Origin of the sequence: Comamonas jiangduensis (assembly GCF_030162955.1) — a bacterium.
In the GTDB taxonomy this organism is placed as follows: domain Bacteria; phylum Pseudomonadota; class Gammaproteobacteria; order Burkholderiales; family Burkholderiaceae_C; genus Comamonas; species Comamonas jiangduensis.
The window spans coordinates 37,202-59,773 of the sequence record NZ_JARXOV010000002.1 but is presented as its reverse complement, the minus strand read 5'-3'; the positions used below and the strand labels follow the sequence as shown (position 1 = coordinate 59,773).

21 protein-coding genes are annotated in these 22,572 nt (G+C 55.6%); 1 reads left to right on the top strand and 20 read right to left on the bottom strand.

Annotation, left to right across the window (positions count from 1 at the left end; genetic code table 11):
- Positions 1-94 precede the first annotated feature (94 nt).
- The 20 genes from QEP12_RS01730 to rpsB all read right to left on the bottom strand — a co-directional run bounded on the left by QEP12_RS01730 (position 95) and on the right by rpsB (position 21,013).
- Entirely contained in the window at positions 95-553 is a 459-nt protein-coding gene (locus tag QEP12_RS01730) for a DUF4149 domain-containing protein (RefSeq protein WP_174862740.1), read from the bottom strand.
- Positions 554-592: 39 nt separating this feature from the next.
- Positions 593-1,069, bottom strand: a complete 477-nt coding sequence (gene greA, locus QEP12_RS01725) for a transcription elongation factor GreA (RefSeq protein ID WP_219162283.1) — start codon at positions 1,067-1,069, stop codon at positions 593-595.
- A 228-nt stretch (positions 1,070-1,297) separates the two neighbouring features.
- Entirely contained in the window at positions 1,298-4,546 is a 3,249-nt protein-coding gene (carB, locus tag QEP12_RS01720; protein WP_284213177.1) for a carbamoyl-phosphate synthase large subunit, read from the bottom strand.
- The gene (carA, locus tag QEP12_RS01715; protein ID WP_174862742.1) at positions 4,546-5,709 is read right to left on the bottom strand and encodes a glutamine-hydrolyzing carbamoyl-phosphate synthase small subunit; all 1,164 of its coding nucleotides are present in this window, start codon (positions 5,707-5,709) and stop codon (positions 4,546-4,548) included. Before carA ends, carB begins: the two co-directional genes overlap by 1 nt.
- A 192-nt stretch (positions 5,710-5,901) precedes the next feature.
- On the bottom strand, positions 5,902-6,672 hold the full coding sequence (locus QEP12_RS01710) for a TrmH family RNA methyltransferase (protein ID WP_284213176.1): 771 nt from the start codon (positions 6,670-6,672) through the stop codon (positions 5,902-5,904).
- On the bottom strand, positions 6,669-7,322 hold the full coding sequence (rnhB, locus tag QEP12_RS01705; RefSeq protein WP_284213175.1) for a ribonuclease HII: 654 nt from the start codon (positions 7,320-7,322) through the stop codon (positions 6,669-6,671). The genes QEP12_RS01710 and rnhB overlap by 4 nt, the downstream gene beginning before the upstream one ends.
- Positions 7,294-8,463 (bottom strand): lipid-A-disaccharide synthase, encoded by a 1,170-nt coding sequence (lpxB, locus tag QEP12_RS01700; RefSeq protein ID WP_174862744.1) that lies wholly within the window; start codon positions 8,461-8,463, stop codon positions 7,294-7,296. The genes rnhB and lpxB overlap by 29 nt, the downstream gene beginning before the upstream one ends.
- A 4-nt stretch (positions 8,464-8,467) precedes the next feature.
- Entirely contained in the window at positions 8,468-9,259 is a 792-nt protein-coding gene (gene lpxA / locus QEP12_RS01695) for an acyl-ACP--UDP-N-acetylglucosamine O-acyltransferase (RefSeq protein WP_284213174.1), read from the bottom strand.
- Positions 9,259-9,714, bottom strand: a complete 456-nt coding sequence (fabZ, locus tag QEP12_RS01690; RefSeq protein WP_174863821.1) for a 3-hydroxyacyl-ACP dehydratase FabZ — start codon at positions 9,712-9,714, stop codon at positions 9,259-9,261. Before fabZ ends, lpxA begins: the two co-directional genes overlap by 1 nt.
- Positions 9,711-10,712: a UDP-3-O-(3-hydroxymyristoyl)glucosamine N-acyltransferase gene (gene lpxD, locus QEP12_RS01685; RefSeq protein WP_174863819.1), complete on the bottom strand. Its 1,002-nt coding sequence runs from the start codon at positions 10,710-10,712 to the stop codon at positions 9,711-9,713. Before lpxD ends, fabZ begins: the two co-directional genes overlap by 4 nt.
- A 17-nt stretch (positions 10,713-10,729) precedes the next feature.
- The gene (locus QEP12_RS01680) at positions 10,730-11,239 is read right to left on the bottom strand and encodes an OmpH/Skp family outer membrane protein (protein ID WP_174863817.1); all 510 of its coding nucleotides are present in this window, start codon (positions 11,237-11,239) and stop codon (positions 10,730-10,732) included.
- Positions 11,239-13,596, bottom strand: a complete 2,358-nt coding sequence (gene bamA / locus QEP12_RS01675; protein WP_284213173.1) for an outer membrane protein assembly factor BamA — start codon at positions 13,594-13,596, stop codon at positions 11,239-11,241. The genes QEP12_RS01680 and bamA overlap by 1 nt, the downstream gene beginning before the upstream one ends.
- 47 nt (positions 13,597-13,643) lie before the next feature.
- Complete coding sequence (rseP, locus tag QEP12_RS01670; protein WP_174864292.1) at positions 13,644-15,005, bottom strand: RIP metalloprotease RseP; 1,362 nt, start codon at positions 15,003-15,005, stop codon at positions 13,644-13,646.
- Between the two features lie 31 nt (positions 15,006-15,036).
- On the bottom strand, positions 15,037-16,215 hold the full coding sequence (gene ispC / locus QEP12_RS01665) for a 1-deoxy-D-xylulose-5-phosphate reductoisomerase (protein ID WP_284213172.1): 1,179 nt from the start codon (positions 16,213-16,215) through the stop codon (positions 15,037-15,039).
- The gene (locus tag QEP12_RS01660) at positions 16,215-17,066 is read right to left on the bottom strand and encodes a phosphatidate cytidylyltransferase (RefSeq protein ID WP_284213171.1); all 852 of its coding nucleotides are present in this window, start codon (positions 17,064-17,066) and stop codon (positions 16,215-16,217) included. The genes ispC and QEP12_RS01660 overlap by 1 nt, the downstream gene beginning before the upstream one ends.
- 17 nt (positions 17,067-17,083) lie before the next feature.
- Entirely contained in the window at positions 17,084-17,815 is a 732-nt protein-coding gene (uppS, locus tag QEP12_RS01655; RefSeq protein ID WP_284213170.1) for a polyprenyl diphosphate synthase, read from the bottom strand.
- Positions 17,816-17,842: 27 nt separating this feature from the next.
- Positions 17,843-18,403, bottom strand: coding sequence for a ribosome recycling factor (gene frr / locus QEP12_RS01650; protein ID WP_174862746.1), 561 nt, complete (start codon positions 18,401-18,403; stop codon positions 17,843-17,845).
- 70 nt (positions 18,404-18,473) lie between these two features.
- Positions 18,474-19,196 carry a UMP kinase gene (gene pyrH / locus QEP12_RS01645; protein WP_042412227.1) on the bottom strand — a complete coding sequence of 241 codons (723 nt, stop codon included), beginning with the start codon at positions 19,194-19,196 and terminating at the stop codon, positions 18,474-18,476.
- A 69-nt stretch (positions 19,197-19,265) separates the two neighbouring features.
- A complete protein-coding gene (gene tsf / locus QEP12_RS01640) occupies positions 19,266-20,156 on the bottom strand; it encodes a translation elongation factor Ts (protein WP_174862747.1) in 891 nt (296 codons plus the stop codon).
- Between the two features lie 104 nt (positions 20,157-20,260).
- A complete protein-coding gene (rpsB, locus tag QEP12_RS01635; protein WP_219162297.1) occupies positions 20,261-21,013 on the bottom strand; it encodes a 30S ribosomal protein S2 in 753 nt (250 codons plus the stop codon).
- Positions 21,014-21,322: 309 nt separating this feature from the next.
- On the opposite strand from rpsB, the gene QEP12_RS01630 reads away from it, so the two are divergent.
- The gene (locus QEP12_RS01630) at positions 21,323-22,570 is read left to right on the top strand and encodes an NAD(P)/FAD-dependent oxidoreductase (RefSeq protein ID WP_284213169.1); all 1,248 of its coding nucleotides are present in this window, start codon (positions 21,323-21,325) and stop codon (positions 22,568-22,570) included.
- The last annotated feature ends 2 nt before the right edge of the window (positions 22,571-22,572 follow it).

The following is a 22,572-nucleotide window of genomic DNA, read 5'->3' as shown; positions in this document are numbered from 1 at the left end:
TGCCCATGCCACGCCCACACCTTGCACCCCACAAAAAAACCGCTGGCAGAACCAGCGGTTTGGGAGGGAGTGCAGCGTGCAGTGCAGCGATTGCCTAAGCGCTATCGCTGGGCAGCTTCCCACGCGCACAAGCGCGCAAGCGGCGCCAGGTCAACATGGCGCACCCACCGTGTACGGCCATCAAGCCAAATACCTGGAGTTGCAAAGTGGTGCTGTTAGAGCGTGCCAACCACTGGGGCCATACCCCAAACTGCAGCACCAGCACACTGAGCACACCGCCTAATACAAAAATAAGCAGAGCACCTTGCGCCCACGTTTCTTCGGTTTCAGCATGTTTTCGCTTGGAAAGCACCAGAAGGCCTACGCAAGCTGCTATCGCAATCCAAGCATGCACCTGCCCCAACTGCTGCAGATACGTACGCACCTCATGCCAAGCGGGCACCGTGGCAATCAGCACCGGCACCGCAAAAATCGTGGCAATACTGGCCAGCAGCCACACGCCCGCCAGCCACAAGGGCCAGCGCACGGAAGCGGTTGAAGCGTTGTGGGTCATGTGTGTGCTGCGTTTTTCTGCAACCTGCCGAGCAGCCAATTAGATGTATTTGACGGCCACGATTTCGTAGCGGCGCTCACCGCCTGGCGCTTGCACCACGGCCGTGTCACCCTCTTCCTTGCCGATCAGCGCGCGTGCGATCGGGCTGGAGATATTGATCAACCCCAGCTTGATGTCGGCCTCGTCTTCACCCACGATCTGGTAGGTGACAGCAGCGCCGCTGTCTTCGTCTTCCAGCTCCACCGTGGTGCCAAACACCACGCGGCCACCGGCATCCAGACTGGATGGATCAATGATTTGGGCAGCAGACAGCTTGCCTTCCACCTCCATGATGCGGCCTTCGATGAAACCTTGGCGGTCTTTGGCCGACTCGTATTCGGCGTTCTCGCTCAAATCGCCCTGGGCGCGTGCTTCCGCAATCGCCTGGATGATGCTGGGGCGCTCAACGGTCTTGAGTTGGTGCAATTCAGCCTTGAGCTTTTCTGCACCACGCTTGGTAATTGGAATGGTTGCCATGTCAGTTTCTCCACATACGGCTGGGCGTACACGCGCAACAAAAGCACAGTAGCGCCGCGAGGGCATGTCCAGAGTGCCACAACAACGTGGCTGTTTGGGACGCCCCAAAAGCAAACCGCCGCGCAGAGTGCCACGCGGCGGTGTTCCTAGGTTCAGGGGCTAATTATGCCGTGATTACGGCACATTGCCCTCAAGTATTACCCGACGAATGCAGCCAAACGCCAGCGCTTAGTGCGCCAGCATGGCGTGCAACTCTTGCACGGAATGTACGTCGAGGTTGCCACGCATGGCCTTCATACCTTCCACGGCAGCTTCTGCGCCGAAGATGGTGGTGAAGGTGGTCACGCGGGCCAGCAGCGCGCTGGTGCGAATCTGGCGCGAGTCGGCGATGGCATTGCGGCGCTCTTCCACCGTGTTGATGACCAGAGCGATTTCGCCGTTCTTGATCATGTCCACGATGTGGGGACGGCCTTCGGTCACCTTGTTGACCGCTTGCACCTCCAAGCCAGCTTCCGCAATCGCTGCCGCAGTACCGCGGGTGGCGCACAGGCTGTAGCCCATGGCAACCAGCTCCTTGGCAATCGCAATGGCACGGACCTTGTCGTTGTTCTTCACCGACAGGAAGACCTTGCCTGTTTCTGGCAAATGCACACCAGCGCCCATCTGGCTCTTCACAAAGGCTTCGCCAAAGGTCTTGCCCACGCCCATGACTTCACCGGTGGACTTCATCTCGGGGCCGAGGATGGTGTCCACACCGGGGAACTTCACGAACGGGAACACAGCTTCCTTGACGCTGAAGTAAGGCGGTGTGATCTCCTTGGTCACGCCCTGTGCGGCCAGGGTCTGGCCGGCCATGCAGCGTGCCGCCACCTTGGCCAATTGCACGCCGGTGGCCTTCGAGACGAAGGGCACGGTGCGCGAGGCACGGGGGTTGACTTCCAGCACGTAGATCACGTCCTGGCCGTCCACTTCCTTGATGGCGAACTGCACGTTCATCAGGCCGACCACGTTCAGGCCTTGCGCCATGGCAGCGGTCTGGCACTTGATTTCCGCAACAGTTTCTGCCTTCAGGTAGTAAGGTGGCAGCGAACAGGCCGAGTCACCGGAGTGCACGCCCGCTTGCTCGATGTGCTCCATCACGCCGCCGATGTACACGGCACCGGTGGCATCGCGCACGCAGTCCACATCGCACTCGATGGCGTTGGACAGGAAGTGGTCCAGTAGCACGGGCGAGTCGTTGGAAACCTTCACAGCTTCGCGCATGTAGCGCTCCAGGTCGCGCTGCTCGTGCACGATTTCCATGGCACGGCCGCCCAGCACGTAGGAGGGGCGCACGACCAGGGGGTAGCCCAGCCCAGCGGCCTTTTCCAGCGCTTCGGCTTCGGTACGTGCCGTGGCGTTGGGAGGCTGGCGCAGGCCCAGATCGTTGAGCAGCTTCTGGAAGCGCTCGCGGTCTTCGGCGGCGTCGATCATGTCAGGCGTAGTGCCGATGATCTTCACGCCTTCGGCTTCCAGGCCCAGGGCCAGCTTCAGCGGGGTCTGGCCGCCGTACTGCACGATCACGCCTTCAGGCTGCTCGACATCGACGATTTCCAGCACGTCTTCCAGCGTCAGCGGCTCGAAATAAAGACGGTCGGAGGTGTCGTAGTCGGTCGAAACCGTCTCAGGGTTGCAGTTGACCATGATGGTTTCGTAACCATCTTCGCGCATGGCCATAGCGGCGTGCACGCAGCAATAGTCAAACTCGATGCCCTGGCCGATGCGATTCGGGCCACCGCCCAGCACCATGATCTTTTTCTTGTCCGTGGGAGCTGCTTCGCACTCTTCGTCATACGTGGAGTACATGTACGCCGTGTTGGACGCGAATTCGGCCGCGCAGGTGTCCACGCGCTTGAACACGGGACGCACCTTCAGCGCCTTGCGCGCTTCGCGCACCGCCTTGTCGGTGGTGTGCAGCAACTTGGCAAGGCGGCGGTCCGAGAAGCCCTTTTGCTTCAGCGTGCGCAGCGTGGTGGCATCCAGTAGGGTCAAAGCCTTTTCGCCATGGGCTTCGAAGTGCTTGTCCAGGTCGAGTTCGATCTTGACGATCTCTTCGATCTGCACCAGGAACCACTTGTCGATCTTGGTGATGGCGTGCACCTCGTCCAGCGACCAGCCGGCAGCGAAGGCATCGCCCACGTACCAGATACGGTCGGGACCGGGCTCGCCCAGTTCCTTTTCCAGGATTTCGCGGTCCTGGGTCTTTTCGTTCATGCCGTCCACGCCCACTTCCAGGCCACGCAGGGCTTTCTGGAAGGATTCCTGGAAGGTACGGCCGATGGCCATCACCTCGCCCACGGACTTCATCTGCGTGGTCAGGCGGTTGTCGGCGGTGGGGAACTTCTCGAACGCGAAACGTGGGATCTTGGTGACCACGTAGTCGATCGAGGGCTCGAACGACGCGGGGGTGGCACCACCCGTGATTTCGTTCTTCAGCTCGTCCAGCGTGAAACCGACGGCCAGCTTGGCGGCGATCTTGGCAATCGGGAAGCCCGTGGCCTTGGAGGCCAGCGCCGAGGAACGCGAGACGCGGGGGTTCATCTCGATAACGATCATGCGACCGTCCTTGGGATTCACCGAGAACTGCACGTTGGAGCCGCCGGTGTCCACACCGATCTCGCGCAACACTGCCAAGGAGGCATTGCGCATGATCTGGTATTCCTTGTCGGTCAGCGTCTGCGCAGGCGCCACGGTGATGGAGTCACCAGTGTGCACACCCATAGGGTCCAGGTTTTCGATCGAGCAGACGATGATGCAGTTGTCCGCGGTGTCGCGCACCACTTCCATCTCGTACTCTTTCCAGCCCAGCAGCGACTCTTCGATCAAAAGTTCGTTGGTGGGGGATGCTTCCAAACCGCGTTTGCAAATGGTCTCAAACTCTTCCGAGTTGTAAGCGATACCACCGCCAGTGCCGCCCAGCGTGAAGCTGGGGCGAATCACGGTAGGAAAGCCCATTTGCTTTTGCACGGCCCACGCTTCATCCATCGAATGGGCGATGCCGGAGCGCGCGGAGCCCAGACCGATCTTGGTCATGGCGTCCTTGAACTTCAGGCGGTCTTCCGCCTTGTCAATCGCTTCGGGCTTGGCGCCAATCAGTTCGACGTTGTACTTGTCCAGCACGCCGTGCTTCCACAGATCCAGCGCGCAATTCAGCGCGGTCTGACCACCCATGGTAGGCAGGATGGCATCGGGACGCTCTTTGGCGATGATCTTCTCGACCGTCTGCCAGGTGATGGGTTCGATGTAGGTGACGTCCGCTGTTGCGGGGTCGGTCATGATCGTGGCGGGGTTGCTGTTGATCAGGATAACCTTGTAACCCTCTTCGCGCAGGGCCTTGCAGGCCTGCACGCCAGAGTAGTCAAACTCGCAGGCTTGACCGATCACGATGGGACCGGCGCCAATGATCAAAATGCTTTTAAGGTCGGTGCGCTTAGGCATTAGTTCTTCTCCATCAGCGCTGTGAAGCGGTCAAACAGGTAGCCAATATCGTGCGGGCCAGGCGATGCTTCAGGGTGGCCCTGGAAGCAGAAAGCGGGAACATCGGTGCGTTCCAAGCCTTGCAGCGTGCCGTCAAACAGGCTGATGTGCGTGGCGCGCACATTCGCAGGCAACGACTCCAGCTCCACCGCAAAGCCGTGGTTCTGGCTGGTGATGCTGACGCGACCGGAGTCCAGATCCTTCACAGGGTGGTTGGCACCGTGGTGGCTGTTTTGCATCTTGAAGGTCTTGGCGCCGGAGGCCAGGGCCATGATCTGGTGGCCCAGACAGATACCAAACAGCGGCTTCTTGGCAGCCATGATCTCTTGCGCAGCGGCAATCGCGTAGTCGCAAGGCGCTGGGTCGCCAGGGCCGTTGGACAGGAACACGCCATCGGGGTTCATCGCCAGCACATCCTTGGCGGGCGTCTGGGCAGGCACCACGGTCACGTCGCAGCCGCGCTCGGCCAGCATGCGCAAAATGTTCTTCTTCACGCCAAAGTCATAGGCCACAACCTTGAACTTGGGTGCTTCGAGCTTGCCGTAGCCTTCACCCAGCTTCCACTCGGTCTCGGTCCATGCATAGGATTTGTCGGTGGTCACCACCTTGGCCAAGTCCAATCCCTTCATGCTGGGGGCGGCCTTGGCTGCGGCAATGGCTTCGTCAATCTTGGCTTGTGTGACTTCTTCGCCAGCGGCCAAACCCACAATAGCGCCGTTTTGCGCTCCGTGGTCACGCAGCAGTCGCGTGAGCTTGCGGGTGTCGATGTTGGCGATAGCGACGGTCTTGCCTTCGGTCAGGTACTCGGACAGCGTCTGGGTGCTGCGGAAGTTGCTGGCCAGCAAGGGCAGGTTCTTGATGATGAGACCTGCGGCATGGATCTTGTCAGCTTCGACATCTTCAGGATTGACACCGTAGTTGCCGATGTGCGGATACGTGAGCGTCACGATCTGCTGGCAGTAGCTGGGGTCGGTGAGGATTTCCTGGTAGCCAGTCAGCGAAGTGTTGAACACCACTTCACCAACGGTGGTGCCTTGCGCACCAATCGAGTTGCCAATAAAGACCGTGCCGTCTGCGAGCGCCAAGATGGCGGATGGGAAGTTTCCCTTGAGAGACAAAAGCACTGGATTCTCCGGTTTTAAGTACGGTTACGCCCAGCGTGAGCCCTACTGCCTAGCGGCATAGGGAATTTGCTTGTCTGCAATGAATGACGGGAAAAGCGTCGCTAGGCGTATGGAAAGAATGCTGAAAAGCCTCTCATTATATCCACTTCCAGTTGCCCTACTGGCTTTTCACAGGGATTGCCCCCTACCCCTTCAATCGAGATGACTCACTGCACTAGCGTGCAAACAGATGGCCGCAGCTGCAGCCACGTTCAACGACTCTTCCCCTCCAGGCTGGGCGATGCGCACGTGTTGTGCCGCCATCGCCTCCACCGCAGGGCCTACGCCCTGCCCCTCATGCCCCATGGCCCATGCGCAAGGCCAAGGCAAGCTGGAGTGGTGAATCAAATCACCGCGGTGCGAACTGGTCACCACCACGGGCACCTGCAATTGCGCCAGCACCTCAGCTTCAACACCTTCCACCAGGTGCAAGGCAAAGTGCGCCCCCATGCCTGCGCGCAGCACTTTTTGACTCCACAGTGCAGCCGTGCCTTTCAAAGCAACAATTTGCTGGAAACCAAAGGCCGAGGCCGAGCGCAAGATAGACCCTACATTGCCCGCATCTTGCACACGATCAAGCACCACGGTCGGCACACCCGATCGCACCTGAACATCCGCCGCCCACGGCATGACGTAGCCCATGCGCGCAGGAGACTCCAAGCCACTGATATCCGCAAACAAAGCGTCATCCAAAACAACAACTTTGCTAGCTGCTTGCGCCCATTCCACGGGCACTTGAGGCCAAAAAGACTTTGCAAACACCGCCACCTTCGGCTGCAAACCGCGCGCCAGTACGGCGCGGCACAGGTGGTCACCCTCGATCCATGCATAGCCTAGCTTGCGGTACATGCCACTCTCACGGGAGAGACGGCGCAATTCTTTAACCAACGCGTTGTCGCGGGAACTAATTTCTGTGATGTTCATGCCGTAGCGGCTGCAGCCTGCTGGACTGCAAATTTATGAATAACGTGTGTCACGGGCGCAAAACTGCGCCGGTGCTCAGGAGTTGCCCCATGCGCGTTCAGCGCTTGCAAGTGCGCTGCGGTGCCGTAGCCTTTGTGCGCTGCAAAACCATACTGTGGGTAGCTGCGATCCAAGGCTTCACACCAACGATCCCGGTGCACCTTGGCCAAAATGGAGGCTGCAGAAATGGCTGGCACCAGTGCATCCCCCTTCACAATGGCTTCTGCATGAACATCCAACAAGGGAATGCGATTGCCATCCACCTGCACCAAAGCAGGCTTGAGGCGCAGTCCATTGACCGCCCGCTGCATGGCCAGCATGGTGGCCTGCAGAATATTGAGGCGGTCAATTTCTTCCACGGATGCCTCGGCAATGCAAAAACACAAAGCTTTGGCACGGATTTCATCAAACAGCTTTTCGCGACGCATTGCCGTGAGTTTTTTGGAGTCTGCCAACCCCATCACAGGATTCAGATCATCCAAGATCACGGCAGCAGCCACCACAGGGCCTGCCAACGGACCGCGCCCTGCCTCATCCACACCCGCCACCAAACCTGGCGCATGCCACTGCAGGCAGCTTTGCTCAGGCGGAAAGGACTTTTTGGATGGCATGGGCAGACAAGGTCGGAGTGTCTCTGCACAGCTCTTGGTGCAAAGCAGTAAATCGCTGTTGGACAGCACTAATTTTGGCGCAAGCATGGGCGCTGCCATCTAACCACTGCGCCACCGCATCCGCCAAAGCGCGTGGCGATGCTTGGTTTTGCAACAACTCAGGCACTACAAAATCAGAGCACAAAATATTGGGCAAACCCACCCAGGGCTGCAATTGCTTGCGCTGCATGAGTTGGTAGCTCCAAGGATGCATATGGTAGGAAATGACCATGGGGCGCTTGAATAACGCAGCCTCTAAAGTCGCGGTACCACTGGCAATCAAAGTGCAGTCACAGGCCGCCAGCACATCATGCGACTGCCCCCGGACAATCTGCAACCAGCCCGCCACGCCCAGCTCATGGCTTAAAGCTATCAGCTTGTCATGCAACGCTGGCACTGCAGGCAGTATCACTTGCAAGTTTGGCCACTGCTGCTTGAGCAGCGCCGCAGCTTGCATGAAAGGCTTGGCAATATATTGCACCTCTGCACGGCGACTCCCCGGAAGCAATGCCAGCACTGGCGCATCTGCAGACAGCCCCAAACGCACACGGGCCGCAGCACGATCAGGCTCCATCGGTATCACTTGCGCCAGAGGATGGCCTACATATGTGGCCGCAATATCGTGCCGAGCAAGCAACTCTGGTTCAAAAGGAAACAGGCACAGCACATGATCTGCCGCAGCGCGAATTTTGTGTACACGCTCAGGGCGCCAAGCCCAAATCGAGGGGCACACAAAATGCACCGTCTTGATCCCGGATGCGCGCAAATCCTGCTCCAACCCCAAATTGAAGTCAGGCGCATCGATTCCCACAAAGACATCGGGTCGATCTTGCAAAAGCTTGCCTCGCAGCTGTTTGCGAATCGACAAAATATCCCACAAGCGCATCAGCACTTCGAAGCTATAGCCATGCACGGCCAGCCGCTCACTAGGCCACAAGGCATCAAAGCCACGCTGCTGCATTTGTGAGCCACCAATCCCATAGCTTTGCACCTGGGGCCACTGCTGGCGCATGCCGTCCAAAAGCAAACCGGCGAGCAAGTCTCCTGACGTCTCGCCGGCCACCATGGCAACACGCGGTTGCTGATTCTGTAAAAAAGACATGGCCTTAGCGCGCAATACCCCGAGTGGAAGTAGCAAGAAAAGACTGCATCAATGCGATGTCTTGCGCTGCCTCTGGCATTTCTTGCAGCAAAGCTGCAATCGCTTGCATGGCATCTTCCAAAGTCAGCCCTTGTCGATACAGCAACCGGTGCATCTGCTTGACCGCCTTCAAACGCTCAGGTGTGAATCCACGACGACGCAAGCCTTCCAAATTGAAGCCACGCACAGCCAGCGGGTTACCCTCAATCATCATGAAAGGCGGCACATCTTGCGCCACACGACTGGCAAAACCCGCCATGGCATGTGCGCCAATCTTTACAAATTGGTGCACACCTGTCAGCCCACCCAAAATGACCCAATCGCCCAAATGCACATGACCAGCCAATGTGGCGTTGTTAGCCAAGATGGTGTTGTTGCCTACCACACAGTCATGCGCGATGTGCACATAAGCCATGATCCAGTTGTCGTCGCCAATGCGCGTAACCCCTGCATCTTGGCTAGTCCCGGTGTTGAAGGTACAAAACTCGCGAATGGTGTTGCGATTGCCAATTGCAAGCCGAGTCGGCTCTCCCGCATATTTTTTATCTTGCGGTTGAGCGCCCAACGAAGCAAATTGGAAAATATGGTTATCGACACCAATCGAGGTGTGCCCTTCGATGACGCAATGTGGTCCAACGCATGTACCCGCGCCAATCGAAACATGGGGGCCGATGATGCTGTACGCCCCCACAGTCACAGACGGGTGCAGTTTTGCCCCTTCGTGAATGATGGCTGTTGGATGAATATTCGCGCTCATCAAGCCTGCTTTTCAGGTCCCACATAACGCATGGTGCACATCAGCTCAGCTTCGCAAGCCACATCATCACCAACCCGCGCAACACCCTTGAACTTCCAAATGCCGCCACGCACACGGTCAATCGAAGCCTCCAAAATCAGCTGATCACCTGGTTCAACAGGGCGCTTGAATCGCGCCGAGTCAATCCCAACAAAATAATAGATGTTGTTTTCATCAGGCACCTGACCCATGGCGTCAAAGGCCAGCAAACCTGCGGCTTGTGCCAGTGCTTCGAGCATCAACACTCCAGGCATCACCGGACGGCCTGGAAAATGCCCCTGAAAAAACGGCTCGTTAAAAGTAACGTTTTTGATTGCGCGAATGCGCTTATTGCTCTCCAACTCAACAACACGATCCACCAGCAAAAAAGGATAGCGGTGAGGAAGTTGTTTGAGAATTGCGTGAATATCCATTATGAATTTCCGTTGTTGCTTTTTTGCGCTTCAAGCGCTTTCTCGAGCTTTTTGATGCGCTCTCGCAGCGCATGCAGTTGCTTGAAAGAAGCAGCGTTTTTTTCCCATTGCTCATTGGTTTGCAATGGGAAGATACCAGTGTACAAGCCAGGCTGATGAATAGAGCGCGTCACCATCGACGTCGGCGAAATACTGGTTCCATCCGCAATAGTCAAGTGCCCCAAAATATTCGCAGCGCCACCGATGGAGCAATTACGCCCCAAGCGCGCACTACCTGCAATACCGACGTTACCGGCAATGACCGAGTGCGCACCAATATGCACATTGTGTGCAATCTGCACCAGATTATCGATCTTCACACCATCCTCGATGATGGTGTCATCGAGTGCCCCCCTATCAATGCAGGTGTTAGCACCAATCTCGACATCGCTCCCGATTCGCACTCGGCCCAGTTGCTCAATTTTGATCCAACTGGCTCCATCGCTGGCAAAGCCAAACCCATCCGCGCCGATTACCACACCTGGGTGCAGCAAACAACGCTCGCCGATCTCACATTCATCGGCTACGGTCACGCGAGAGCTCAGCACCGTACCTGCACCTATGCGAGCACCAGCACCCACCACGCATTGGGGGCCTATATAAGCACCATCGCCAACAACCGCAGTTGCATCAACCACCGCCGTCGAGTGAATACCGGAAGGTTTAAGCCCTTGTTTTTTCGCACGCCAAAATTGCGTCAAACGCGCGAAGTACACGTAAGGGTTCGCAACCACAATGCAGGCACCACGCATTACCGCAGCATCACGCATCGCAGGCGCCACAATGACACAGGCCGCCTTGGAGGCGGCCATTTGCGTCGCATACCTTGGGTTGCTGAGAAAACTAATAGAGGCGGCGTCTGCCGTCTCTAACGGGGAAATACGAGCAATTTCTTGGTCTCGCAATCCCCCAACGAGCTCTCCCCCCAAGGCATCGATGATTTGTCCAAGCTGAACAATCACAGAATGTCCTCAGAATCCTACTTCGCGGCCCCATTCAAAGCTTTGATCACCTTGTCAGTGATGTCATGCTTGGGATTAACATAAACCGCTTCTTGCAAAATCACATCGTATTTTTCAGCCTCTGCAACCTGCTGAACAATGCGATTGGCCTGCTCCAGAACACGCGCCAACTCTTCGTTCTTGCGTGCATTCAGATCTTCTTGGAACTCGCGGTTCTTGCGCTGGAAATCACGATCTTGATCCACCAAAGCACGCTGTTTCGCAATACGCTGGCTTTCAGACAACGTAGGTGCATCACGCTCAAACGCTTCCGAGGCCGTTTTCAGTGTTTTGCCTGCAGCCACCAACTCACGCTCGCGCTTGGAAAACTCTTGCTCCAACTTGCTTTGCGCCGCTTTTGCGGAATTTGCCTCACGGAAAATCCGGTCTGTATTCACAAAACCAGCTTTGAAATCCTGCGCGTAAGCAGTCAGCGTCAGGCTACCCAACAAGGCAGATACTGCCAATGTGCGATATATGTTTTTCATCAGAAAGATGTTCCAATTTGAAATTGAAGCTTTTGCAGCTCATCACCATTTTTCTTGCGAATAGGGTTTGCCCACGCAAGACGCAGCGGTCCCAAAGGAGAAATCCAGCTCAATCCGATGCCAGCCGAGGCACGAATTTCGCTAGCCCGCATCGGGTCATTCTCACTATAAATTGCACCTGCGTCGACAAACGTAAACCAACGCAGCGTTTTGTCATTGCCTGCACCCGGAAATGGCGCGATTAATTCAAAGTTTACGACTACCTTCTTTGCACCGCCAAGGTAGGATCTATATCCATTAACAGGACATACTGATGCTCCAACATAACAATCGGAAGCTGGGCCTAAACTTCCCTGCTCGAAACCACGCACGGAACCCAAACCACCAGCATAGAAGTTCTTAAAGATTGGATATTGATTCCCACCCAATCCCTTGCCCCACCCCAACTCTGCATTAGTGGCAAACGTAATTGCTTTAGTTACCGGAATGTACTGCTGGAACTGATAGTTAGCTTTGACATACTTCATGTCACCTGCAGCAGACAACTCTGCATTAAATCGCTGGTATCGACCTGAATTGGGCGCAAGAGCGCTATCCCGAGAATCTCGCCCCCAACCTAGAGTTAGCGGTATAGCTACATTACTTTTATCTGCGTAGTCTTCATATTGGACAGGCATGGCATAGCCCTTATTAACAGAAGTCTGTTCAAAGCCTAAACCAAAATAAACCGTATCTATCTCTGTAAATGGCACACCAAAACGTACAGATGCTCCCTTAGAAACAATCTTGTACATATCTTCAGCTTTCACGACTGCTCCATTTACATCAAAGGAATCACTTGTGTAGGGGCGTGAAGTCCTGTAATAAGCATCTATAGTGCGGGAAATACCATCCTGCGTGAAATACGGATCGGTAGTACTAACAACCAGCGTGCGATTGAACTTACTGGTATTAACATCCAGACCCAGATAATTACCCGAGCCAAAAGCGTTCTCTTGCTTGATACCAAAACTTAAAGAAACTTTTTCTGCGCTAGAGAAACCCGCGCCCAAAGTCACAGCACCAGTGGGTTTTTCCTTCACATGCACCACCAGATCAACCTGGTCTGGCGAACCCGGAATCTCTTGGGTATCCACATCAACCTCTGTGAAATAACCCAAACGGTCTACGCGATCACGCGACAACTTGATTTTGTCACCGTCGTACCACGAAGACTCAAATTGACGAAACTCCCGGCGAATCACTTCGTCACGCGTGCGGTCATTACCCGTCACCTGAATACGGCGCACGTAAGCACGGCGCGAAGGCTCAGCACGCAAGACAAATGCTACGCGATTGTTTTCGCGATCCACCTCGGGAACAGCCTCAACACGAGCAAATGCAAAACCAAAATTACTAAAGTGATCCGAAAAAGCTTTGGTCGTTTCTGCCACCAAATCTGCGTTGTAGGCCTGTCCCGGACGAATCTTCACGAGCGACTTGAACTCATCGTCACGCCCCAAATAATTGCCTTCTAACTCAACACCGGAGACAACGAATTTTTCACCTTCGTGAACATTCACCACCAAGGAAATTTTTTGTTTGTCTGGCGAAATTGCTACTTGGGTCGAGTCAATTCGAAAATCCAAATACCCACGCTGCAAATAATAAGAGCGTAAAGTTTCCAAGTCTGCATTCAGTTTGCTGCGCGCATAACGATTGGACTTGGTGTACCAGCTCAACCAGCCCCCCGTATCTTGGTCAAACTGTTTTTTCAGTGTTGACTCGCTAAAAGCCTTGTTACCGACGATACGGATATCGTTAATTTTTGCGGCATCGCCTTCAGTAACAGAGAACGTCAAATTTACACGGTTCCGCTCGATCGGAGTTACTGTCGTCACCACTTCAGCGCCGTACAGACTGCGGTTGATGTACTGGCGTTTGAGCTCTTGTTCGGCACGATCAGCCAAAGCTTTGTCGAATGGTCGCCCTTCAGCCAACCCAACATCACGCATGGCTTTTTGCAGCGCTTCCTTGTCGAATTCTTTAGTACCAACAAATTCAACCCCTGCAATCGTAGGCCGTTCTTCTACAACGACTACCAGCACATTGCCGTTCGCCTCCAGGCGCACGTCTTTAAACAGCCCCAAAGCGAACAAGGAGCGGATGGCTGCGGCCCCTTTGTCGTCACTGTAGTCATCTCCCACGCGCAGCGGCATGGAAGCAAAGACAGTACCAGCTTCAACACGTTGCAAGCCTTCCACACGGATATCTTGAACCTTGAAAGGCTCTAAGGCCCAAGCTGCTTGAGCAGCGCAGAGCCAAGCCGCCACGGCAGTTGCCGTACGAACGCCAAATCTATTTTTTGAGAATTTCATTTGTGATACAGGCGCCAACTTCGAAGTAGGCAGTTTGACTGTGTTGATTAGCCCCCAAGGCGGCTGAGATCGTTAAATAAAGCAATGGACATCATCACCAGCAAAAGGGCTATGCCTACCCGTTGAAAGCGCTCCATCCAAGCGTCACTTACAGGCTTCCCAGTGACTGCCTCCCAAAGATAATACATCAGGTGCCCCCCATCCAAGACAGGAAGTGGCAAGAGATTCAAAACGCCAAGACTAACGCTGATGAGCGCCAAAAACAATACATATTGTGTCAGGCCTAGGCCTGCTGACTTTCCTGCGTAATCCGCAATCGTCAAGGGCCCGCTCAAATTCTCCAAGGAAGCTTGCCCCAACAGCATCTTTGCCATCATCTGCAGACTTAAAAGTGATACCTCCCAAGTCTTGCGGATGCCTAAAGCAAGCCCCTCAAATGCCCCTTTTTGCACCCAGACCATCTCAGGACGGCCACCCACATAAGCACCGATGCGACCAATTTCTCCGTCTGGCGTTGACACAAGATCTGGTTGCACCCGAATGGTTAACAATTGTTGGTTACGCTCAACTCTCCACGCCTGGTCGCGCAAGCTTTCATCAGCAGCAGCCGATTTGATCAACTCTCGCAGTTGCGTGCCATCTGTGATGGTGCGTCCATTCACTGCAATCACCACATCACCAACTTGCAACCCCGCAGTTTGCGCTGGCGTCTGTGCAATGATCTCACCCAGGACAGGAGGGGTCCAAGGCGCATCAATCCCTATGCGCTTTAAAGCGGTCTGATCTAGGCTACTTTGCGCTAATGTAGACAGACGCATGACACCTTGCGCAAGGTCGTTCCCCTCCGCACCCATCCATGTCAGCGTCGCATCTTGGCCATTCAATGCAGCTTGCGTCAATTGCCAGCGCAGTTCCTCAAAGGACTCCACCTCAACCGCAGCATCTTGCCCCACTTGCACGGATTGCACCCGTTCACCGCCACGCAACCCCATTTGCTCCGCCAGCGTTCCCACCTTCGGGGCAGCAATCACTGCCTGGGGCTGCTCCTGGCCCACCCAGTTCACAACGCTGTACAGCACCACTGCGAGAAGCAAATTAGCCAAAGGGCCTGCCGCAACAATGGCTGCGCGCTTACGCAAAGGCTGACGGTTAAAGGCTTGGTGCAGTTGATCGGCAGGAACTGCACCTTCACGCTCATCCAGCATGCGCACATAACCGCCCAGCGGCAACAGCGCAATCACGAACTCCGTATCTGAGCCAGCACGTTTCCAGGTCAAAAGGGGCTTTCCCATCCCAATCGAAAACCGCAACACTTTGACACCGCATGCCACTGCCACGCGATAGTGGCCATATTCATGAATGGCTATCAGCAACCCCAGGGCAACGATGAAGGCAACCAAGGTCAGCATGCTGTCTCCCCTTCGTAGCTAGTGCAAGCCATCACGCAGCAAACCGCTCCAGCACCTCAGCAGCGACGCTGCGCGCTTCATCGTTCAATGCGAGCAAATCACCCACATTACGGGGCTGCGGTGGAGTCACCGCACTCAATGTTTCCAGGTTCACCGCATGAATGCGGTCAAAACGCAATTGGCCCGACAAGAAAGCAGCCACAGCCACTTCATTTGCGGCATTCAACACCGCGGTAGTACCTTCAGGTGCTTTCAACGCTTGCCACGACAGATGCAGCCCCGGAAAACGCTGAGCATCGGCCTCTTCAAACGTCAACCCTGCCAAAGCGGTGAAATCGAGCGGCGCAACCCCACTCTCAATACGCTCTGGCCACGCCAGCCCACATGCAATCGGTACACGCATATCTGGCGTTCCCAACTGCGCCAAGATGGACGCATCTTTGAACTGCACCATGGAATGCACAATTTGCTGCGGATGTATCACGACCTTGATTTGATCCGGCTCCACATCAAAGAGCCAGCGCGCCTCAATAACTTCCAAGGCCTTGTTCATCATCGTGGCGGAATCTACCGAAATTTTCCGCCCCATTGAAAAGTTGGGATGCTTGCAGGCCTGTGCAGGCGTAATCTCTGCCAACGTAGCGGGATCACGCTGCCTAAAGGGCCCGCCGGAAGCCGTTAGCAACAAGCTATCGATCCGCGCGCGCCATGTGGAACGGTCTTCTGGCAAGCATTGAAAAATGGCCGAATGCTCGCTATCAATCGGCAACAAAGTGCAGCCATGGGCATGCACCGTTTCCATAAAGAGTGCACCGCCGACCACCAACGCTTCTTTATTCGCCAGCAACAAGCGTTTGCCTGCTTTGGCAGCAGCCAAGCAGGGGGACAAGCCGGCTGCCCCCACAATCGCCCCCATCACAGCATCGACTTCTGGATGCGATGCTATTTGTTCAAGAGCATCTTGCGCTTGCAGCACCTGCGTTACAACCCCATTTGACTGCAATTTCTCTGCCAATGCCTTGGCATGAACAGCACTGGCCATCACCGCATACCGCGGTTTGAATTCGGCGCACTGCGCCAACATCACATCAACCTGCGTAGCTGCACTCAGCGCAAAAACTTCATAGCTTGCCGGATGCCGCCGCACGACATCCAAAGTACTTGTTCCAATCGAGCCCGTAGAGCCCAGCACCGTCAAACGTTGTTTCATCATTGCACCAAAGAAGTCAGCATCATGGCCAGCGGCAAGGTGGGCAAGAGCGCGTCAATACGATCCAGCACGCCGCCGTGGCCGGGCAAAAGCTGGCTGCTGTCCTTAAATCCTGCGCTGCGCTTGATCAAAGACTCCACCAAGTCACCCAACACGCTCATCGCAGCCATGAACAAAGTTGCCACCAACAGCAGCCACCAACCTTGCTCGTACAGGCGCGTGTAAAAGCTTGCAACCGCTACCTTCTGAGCGGCATCTATCCACACCCAGGCAAATGACATCAGAACTACGCCCAAAGCCCCCCCCCAAGCACCTTCCCAGCTTTTGCCGGGACTGATCGTTGGTGCGAGTTTTTGCTTGGTAAAACGCAGCCCCAGAGCGCGCCCAAAGAAATAGGCAAAGACGTCTGCCACCCATACCAAGGCCAGTACAGACAACAAAAAATTAATCCCGATCTGGCGCGCTTGCACAATGGCCAAGCCTGCCACCCACAGTGCCAGCATTCCTGCCAGCCAGCGCATCCATTGCGGCACCCGGCCCCAAGCAGGCACCCCAGCCTTAACGAGCAATACGCTCAGCAACACCCAAGCACCGCCAGCAACCACCCATAAGACACGATAGGAATTCAACAGCCAGCCCTGCTGCCATGTCAACAGGCACAGCAGCAGCATCACAACACCCGTGACAGCCGCCCCCACAGCACGCAAGCCAATCAACCGCCCCCACTCCCAAGCGCCCGCTGCCAGCATCACCAAAACAATGATGTTGAACGCTAATGGATTAGAGGCAAAAAGGGCTGGCAACAAAATAGCCAGCAACACCACGGCTGTGATGACACGCTGCAAGAGCATGGGAGTTTCTCCCTGGGTTAAATAGCCACCGCTGATGCCGACGACTGTGTGATTTGTTCAGATGTTTGACCAAAGCGGCGCTCGCGCTGCGCATAGTCCGCAATCGCGGCATCGAGATCAGCCGCATCAAAATCCGGCCACAAGGCGGGACTGAAGTACAACTCCGAGTATGCCGCCTGCCACAGCAGGAAATTACTAATCCGGAACTCTCCGCCCGTGCGAATGATCAGGTCAGGATCTGCCACGTGCGCCATGCCCATCGCAGCGCTCAAGCTTTGCTCGGTCATAGTTTGCCCTTGCGCCGCCACATGTGCAGCCGCCTGCACAATATCGCTGCGACCGCCGTAGTTAAAGCAGACATTCAGCACCAATCGGTCATTGGCTACTGTCAATGCTTCTGCTTGCGCGAACCCGGATTGCACCTTGTCAGACAAGCTAGCGCGCTCTCCCACAAAGTGCAGCCGCACACCCTCTGCATGCAAGCTGGGTACTTCGCGCGCCAAAGCCCCCGCCAGAAGGTTCATCAACCCTGAAACCTCTTCTGCCGGACGATTCCAGTTTTCAGATGAAAACGCAAACACCGTCAGCACGCGCACACCTCGCGCAATGCACAAGCGCACACAGCGGCGCAAAGCCTCAACACCTTGCTTATGGCCGGCCAAGCGAGGCAGAAAACGCTTCTTGGCCCAGCGTCCATTGCCATCCATCACGATGGCAATGTGGCGAGGAATTACATGTAATTGGGTCATCGTTCTTCCCCGCGCACTCACACAGCCTTAAACGGCCATGATTTCCTCTTCTTTGGCTGCCACCAAAGCGTCGATCTCAGCAATATTTTTATCAGTCAGCTTTTGGATCTCTGCTTCCGAGCGCTTTTGATCGTCTTCAGAAGCTTCCTTATCCTTGACCAAACGCTTCACCGCTTCGTTGGCATCACGACGCAAATTACGTACAGCCACCTTCGAAGCCTCACCTTCGTTACGCGCCAGCTTGGTCATCTCCTTGCGACGCTCTTCGCTCATAGGAGGCATGGGCACACGAATCAAGTCACCCATAGAAGCAGGGTTCAGCCCCAAATCGCTTTCCCGAATGGCTTTCTCCACCTTGGCCGCCATGTTCTTTTCCCAAGGCTGCACACTCAGCGTACGCGCATCCAGCAAAGACACATTGGCCACCTGTGACAGCGGCACCATGGAGCCGTAATAATCGACATGAATCACATCCAGCAACTGAGGGCTGGGGCGTCCTGTGCGAATACGGGACAAGTTGTTTTTCAACGCCTCCAGGGACTGACCCATCTTGGTTTCGGCGGTTTTCTTGATGTCAGCAATCGTCATATTTATTACCTCTGAAAGCAAACGGCCTTCCATGCTTGCACAGGGAAGGCCTAAAGTCGCTTTAAATTAATCAAGCGTGTACCAGCGTGCCCTCATCTTCACCCATCACCACGCGCAGCAGCGCGCCAGGCTTCACGATGGAGAATACGCGGATGGGCAGCTTTTGGTCGCGGCACAAAGCAAAAGCCGTGGCATCCATGATGCCCAAATTACGACCAATGGCTTCATCAAAAGCCAGCTTGGTGTAACGAGTGGCCGTAGGATCCTTCATTGGGTCAGCAGTGTATACGCCATCCACCTTCGTGGCCTTCAAAACCACTTCTGCACCAATCTCAGCACCGCGCAGCGCTGCAGCCGTATCTGTCGTAAAGAAAGGGTTGCCAGTTCCGGCGGCAAACACCACCACCTTACCTTCTTCAAGGTACTGCAACGCTTTGGGGCGTACATAAGGCTCTACCACTTGCTCAATGCCAATGGCCGACATCACGCGTGCGGTCAAGCCTTGCTTGTCCATCGCATCTGCCAATGCCAAGGCATTCATCACCGTAGCCAGCATGCCCATGTAATCCGCTGTGGCGCGGTCCATACCCACCGACCCGCCCGCCACGCCGCGGAAAATATTGCCCCCGCCGATCACCACCGCCACCTGAACGCCCACCTTGGTCACTTCGACAATCTCGGCCACCATGCGTTCGATCGTGGCGCGGTTGATGCCGAACTGGTCGTCCCCCATGAGCGCCTCGCCAGACAACTTCAGCAGGATGCGTTTGTGGGCTGGTTGAACTTGTGTCATGGGTAACTCCGGTGTTGTAAGTGGTTATGGGTTGGAAATCGGTCGAGAGCAGTCAGCACCAGAGGCTGATCAGGCGCCCTTGGCAGCAGCCATCTGGGCAGCCACTTCAGCTGCGAAGTCGTCAGCCTTCTTCTCAATACCTTCACCCACCACGTACAGCGTAAAGCCCTTTACGGTGGTATTGGCAGCCTTGAGCATCTGCGCCACGGTCTGCTTGCCGTCAGCAGCCTTCACGAACACTTGGTCAGCCAAGGAAACTTCCTTCAGATACTTCTGAACGGAACCCTCGACCATCTTGGCCACGATGTCAGCAGGCTTGCCAGATTCAGCTGCCTTACCTTCTGCCACCGAACGCTCCTTGGCGATCAGCTCAGCAGGCACATCCGCAGAAGTCAATGCCACAGGCTTCATGGCAGCAACGTGCATTGCCACGTCCTTCGCAGCAGTTGCATCGCCCTCGAACTCGACGATCACGCCAATGCGCGTGCCATGCACATACGAAGCCAGATTGCCTTCAAAGCGCTTAAAGCGACGGAAAGACATGTTTTCGCCAATCTTGCCGATCAACCCCTTGCGCACATCTTCCAGTGTGGGGCCAAAACCGTCTTGTTCGTAAGCTACAGCACCCAACGCTTCCACATCTGCGGGGTTGTGCTTTGCAACCAATTGCGCAGCAGCTGCAGCCATTGCCAAGAAGCTGTCGTTCTTGGACACGAAGTCAGTTTCGCTGTTCACTTCAATCAGAGCACCGACGTTGCCATCGATGAAGGAAGCCACCACGCCTTCAGCAGTCACGCGCGAAGCAGCCTTACCAGCCTTGGTGCCCAGCTTCACTCGCAGCAGCTCTTCCGCCTTGGTCATATCACCATCAGCTTCTGTCAGCGCCTTCTTGCATTCCATCATGGGCGCATCAGTCTTTGCGCGCAGTTCAGCCACCATGCTTGCGGTAATTGCAGCCATCTTGTTTCTCCGTATTCAGTTCAAATCGTTACAGGATTTCAGCTAAAAAAAGGGGGCTACGTAGAGCCCCGCTTTTTTATCGCGACACGTCGCGCAGCCAGGACTTAGGCAGCGGAATCTTCCACTTCGACGAATTCGTCAGAGCCTTCGCCAGCAGCAACCTTAGCCACGTCGTTCAGACGCGCTTCGCGGCCTTCCAAGATCGCGTCAGCAATGGCGCGAGCGTACAGAGCAACAGCCTTTGCAGAATCGTCGTTACCAGGAATCACGTAGTCGATACCTTCGGGATTGTGGTTCGAGTCCACCACACCGATCAATGGAATACCCAGCTTCTTGGCTTCGGAAATAGCGATCTTGTGGAAGCCCACGTCGATCACAAAAATAGCGTCAGGCAGAGCTGCCATGTCTTGGATGCCGCCGATGTCCTTTTCCAGCTTTTCCAGTTCGCGAGCGAACATCAGCTGTTCCTTCTTGGACAAAGATTCCAGGCCAGTTTCTTGCTGGGCCTTCATGTCCTTCAGACGCTTGATGGAAGTCTTCACCGTCTTGAAGTTGGTCAGCATGCCGCCCAACCAGCGCTGGTCCACGAAGGGAACGCCTGCGCGCTGAGCTTGCTCAGCAACCAGCTCACGGGCTTGACGCTTGGTACCAACCATCAAAATGGTGCCACCGTTAGAAGCCAGCTGCTTAGCGAACTTCTGGGCGTCCTGCAGCATGGGCAGGGACTTTTCCAGGTTGATGATGTGAATCTTGTTGCGATGACCGAAGATGAACGGGGCCATCTTGGGGTTCCAGAAACGTGTTTGGTGACCAAAGTGGACACCGGCTTCCAGCATTTCGCGCATGGTAACGGACATAATTTTCTCCAAAAGGTTAGGTCTTAAATGCAACTCGATTTTGTGGACAACAGCGTCAACAACACCTTATGAGAGCTGATTTGCGATTAGCTTTGCAAGCCATGCCACGCACATTACGAGGCAATCAACTGCAAAGCCGAAAAATTTTAGCACAAGACAGAAGCACGCATCGCCAACATGTACTCACAAGCCTGTGATCGCTGGATGCACGAGACGCTAATCAACACTTTATATTTCTTTGCGAATTGCACTACTGGAGACAGTGTTTGCACGTCAAAATCATGAGTTCCGCACTAGCGCCTACACGCCATGAATATCGCCATCGTGGGAGCCGGGATCACCGGCATCTCCACGGCCTTGGAATTTGCCCGAGACGGGCACCAAGTTACCGTCTACGAACAAATGAATGCCGCCGCCGAAGATGCCAGCTTTGCTCCTGGCGGCTGGCTGTCGCCTTTGGTCGCGCAAAGCTTGGCCGCTCCTGGCGCGGGCATGCCCTTGAAATCTTTGCGCAGCGGGGCCAGCCTGTTGCAAGCCCCGGGCATGCTGGGCTCAGCAAATTGGCGCTGGATGCGCCAGTGGAAAAAAAACGGAAAGCTTGCGCACAAGCAAGGGAATCAACCGTTCTGCACTGCTCTGCACACACTGGGCAGCTACAGCGCCAGCTTGCGCTGGCAAAACTGTGATGACACCGAGATGGCGGCAGAACACAAGGCCGGCAGTCTGGTTTTGCTACGCACGCCACAGGAAGTGGCATTCTGGAACACTCAGCTTGCGTCACTTCAAGCGCAGGGCGTGACATGCCAACTCCTCAACGCCACCCAAACCCAAGCCCTAGAGCCAGGTCTGGGCCAAGAGATTGCCTGGCTCAACGCCCTGCACTTTCCCGACAGCGAGTCCATCAACCCGCGTCTGTGGGCGCATTACCTGCGCATGCAAGCCCAGGCAATGGGTGCGATTTTCCGCACCGGTATATCGGTGCAGAAAATCAGCACGCAGCCTACTGGCCTCGAAATCTCTGGGCAGCTCCACCCCTTTGACGCCATCGTGCTGTGTACAGGTGCCAAGCACCAGCTTACCGAGTCATTGGGCCTGCGACTGCCATTGATGCCCATTTGGGGTTACAGCGTGACGGCACCCGTGCGCGACGCACTGCAAGCGCCGCGCGCGGCCATCATGGACTGGGCGCAGCAAGCCACCATCAGCCGCATGGGGCAACGCATTCGTATCACAGCCGGGCTTGAAATGGGCAGCCATGCAGGCGCTGCACATCACAACCACACACTGCAGCGCATGTACCGCCTGCTTAACGACTGGTTCCCGGGCGGAGCGCACTTATCCTCCCCCCAGGTGCAGGTATGGCGTGGAAATCGCGGCTACTTGCCGGACGGCCTTCCAGCAGTTGGCCCCAGCGGACACCCGAATGTATGGCTCAATATCGCACACGGCAGCCACGGCATCAGCTTGGCGGCCGGCTGCGCCCGCGCCATTGCTGACATGGTGCAGCGCCAAACACCGGCCATCGACATGCAAGCCTTCTCACCCCAACGTTTTTAGGA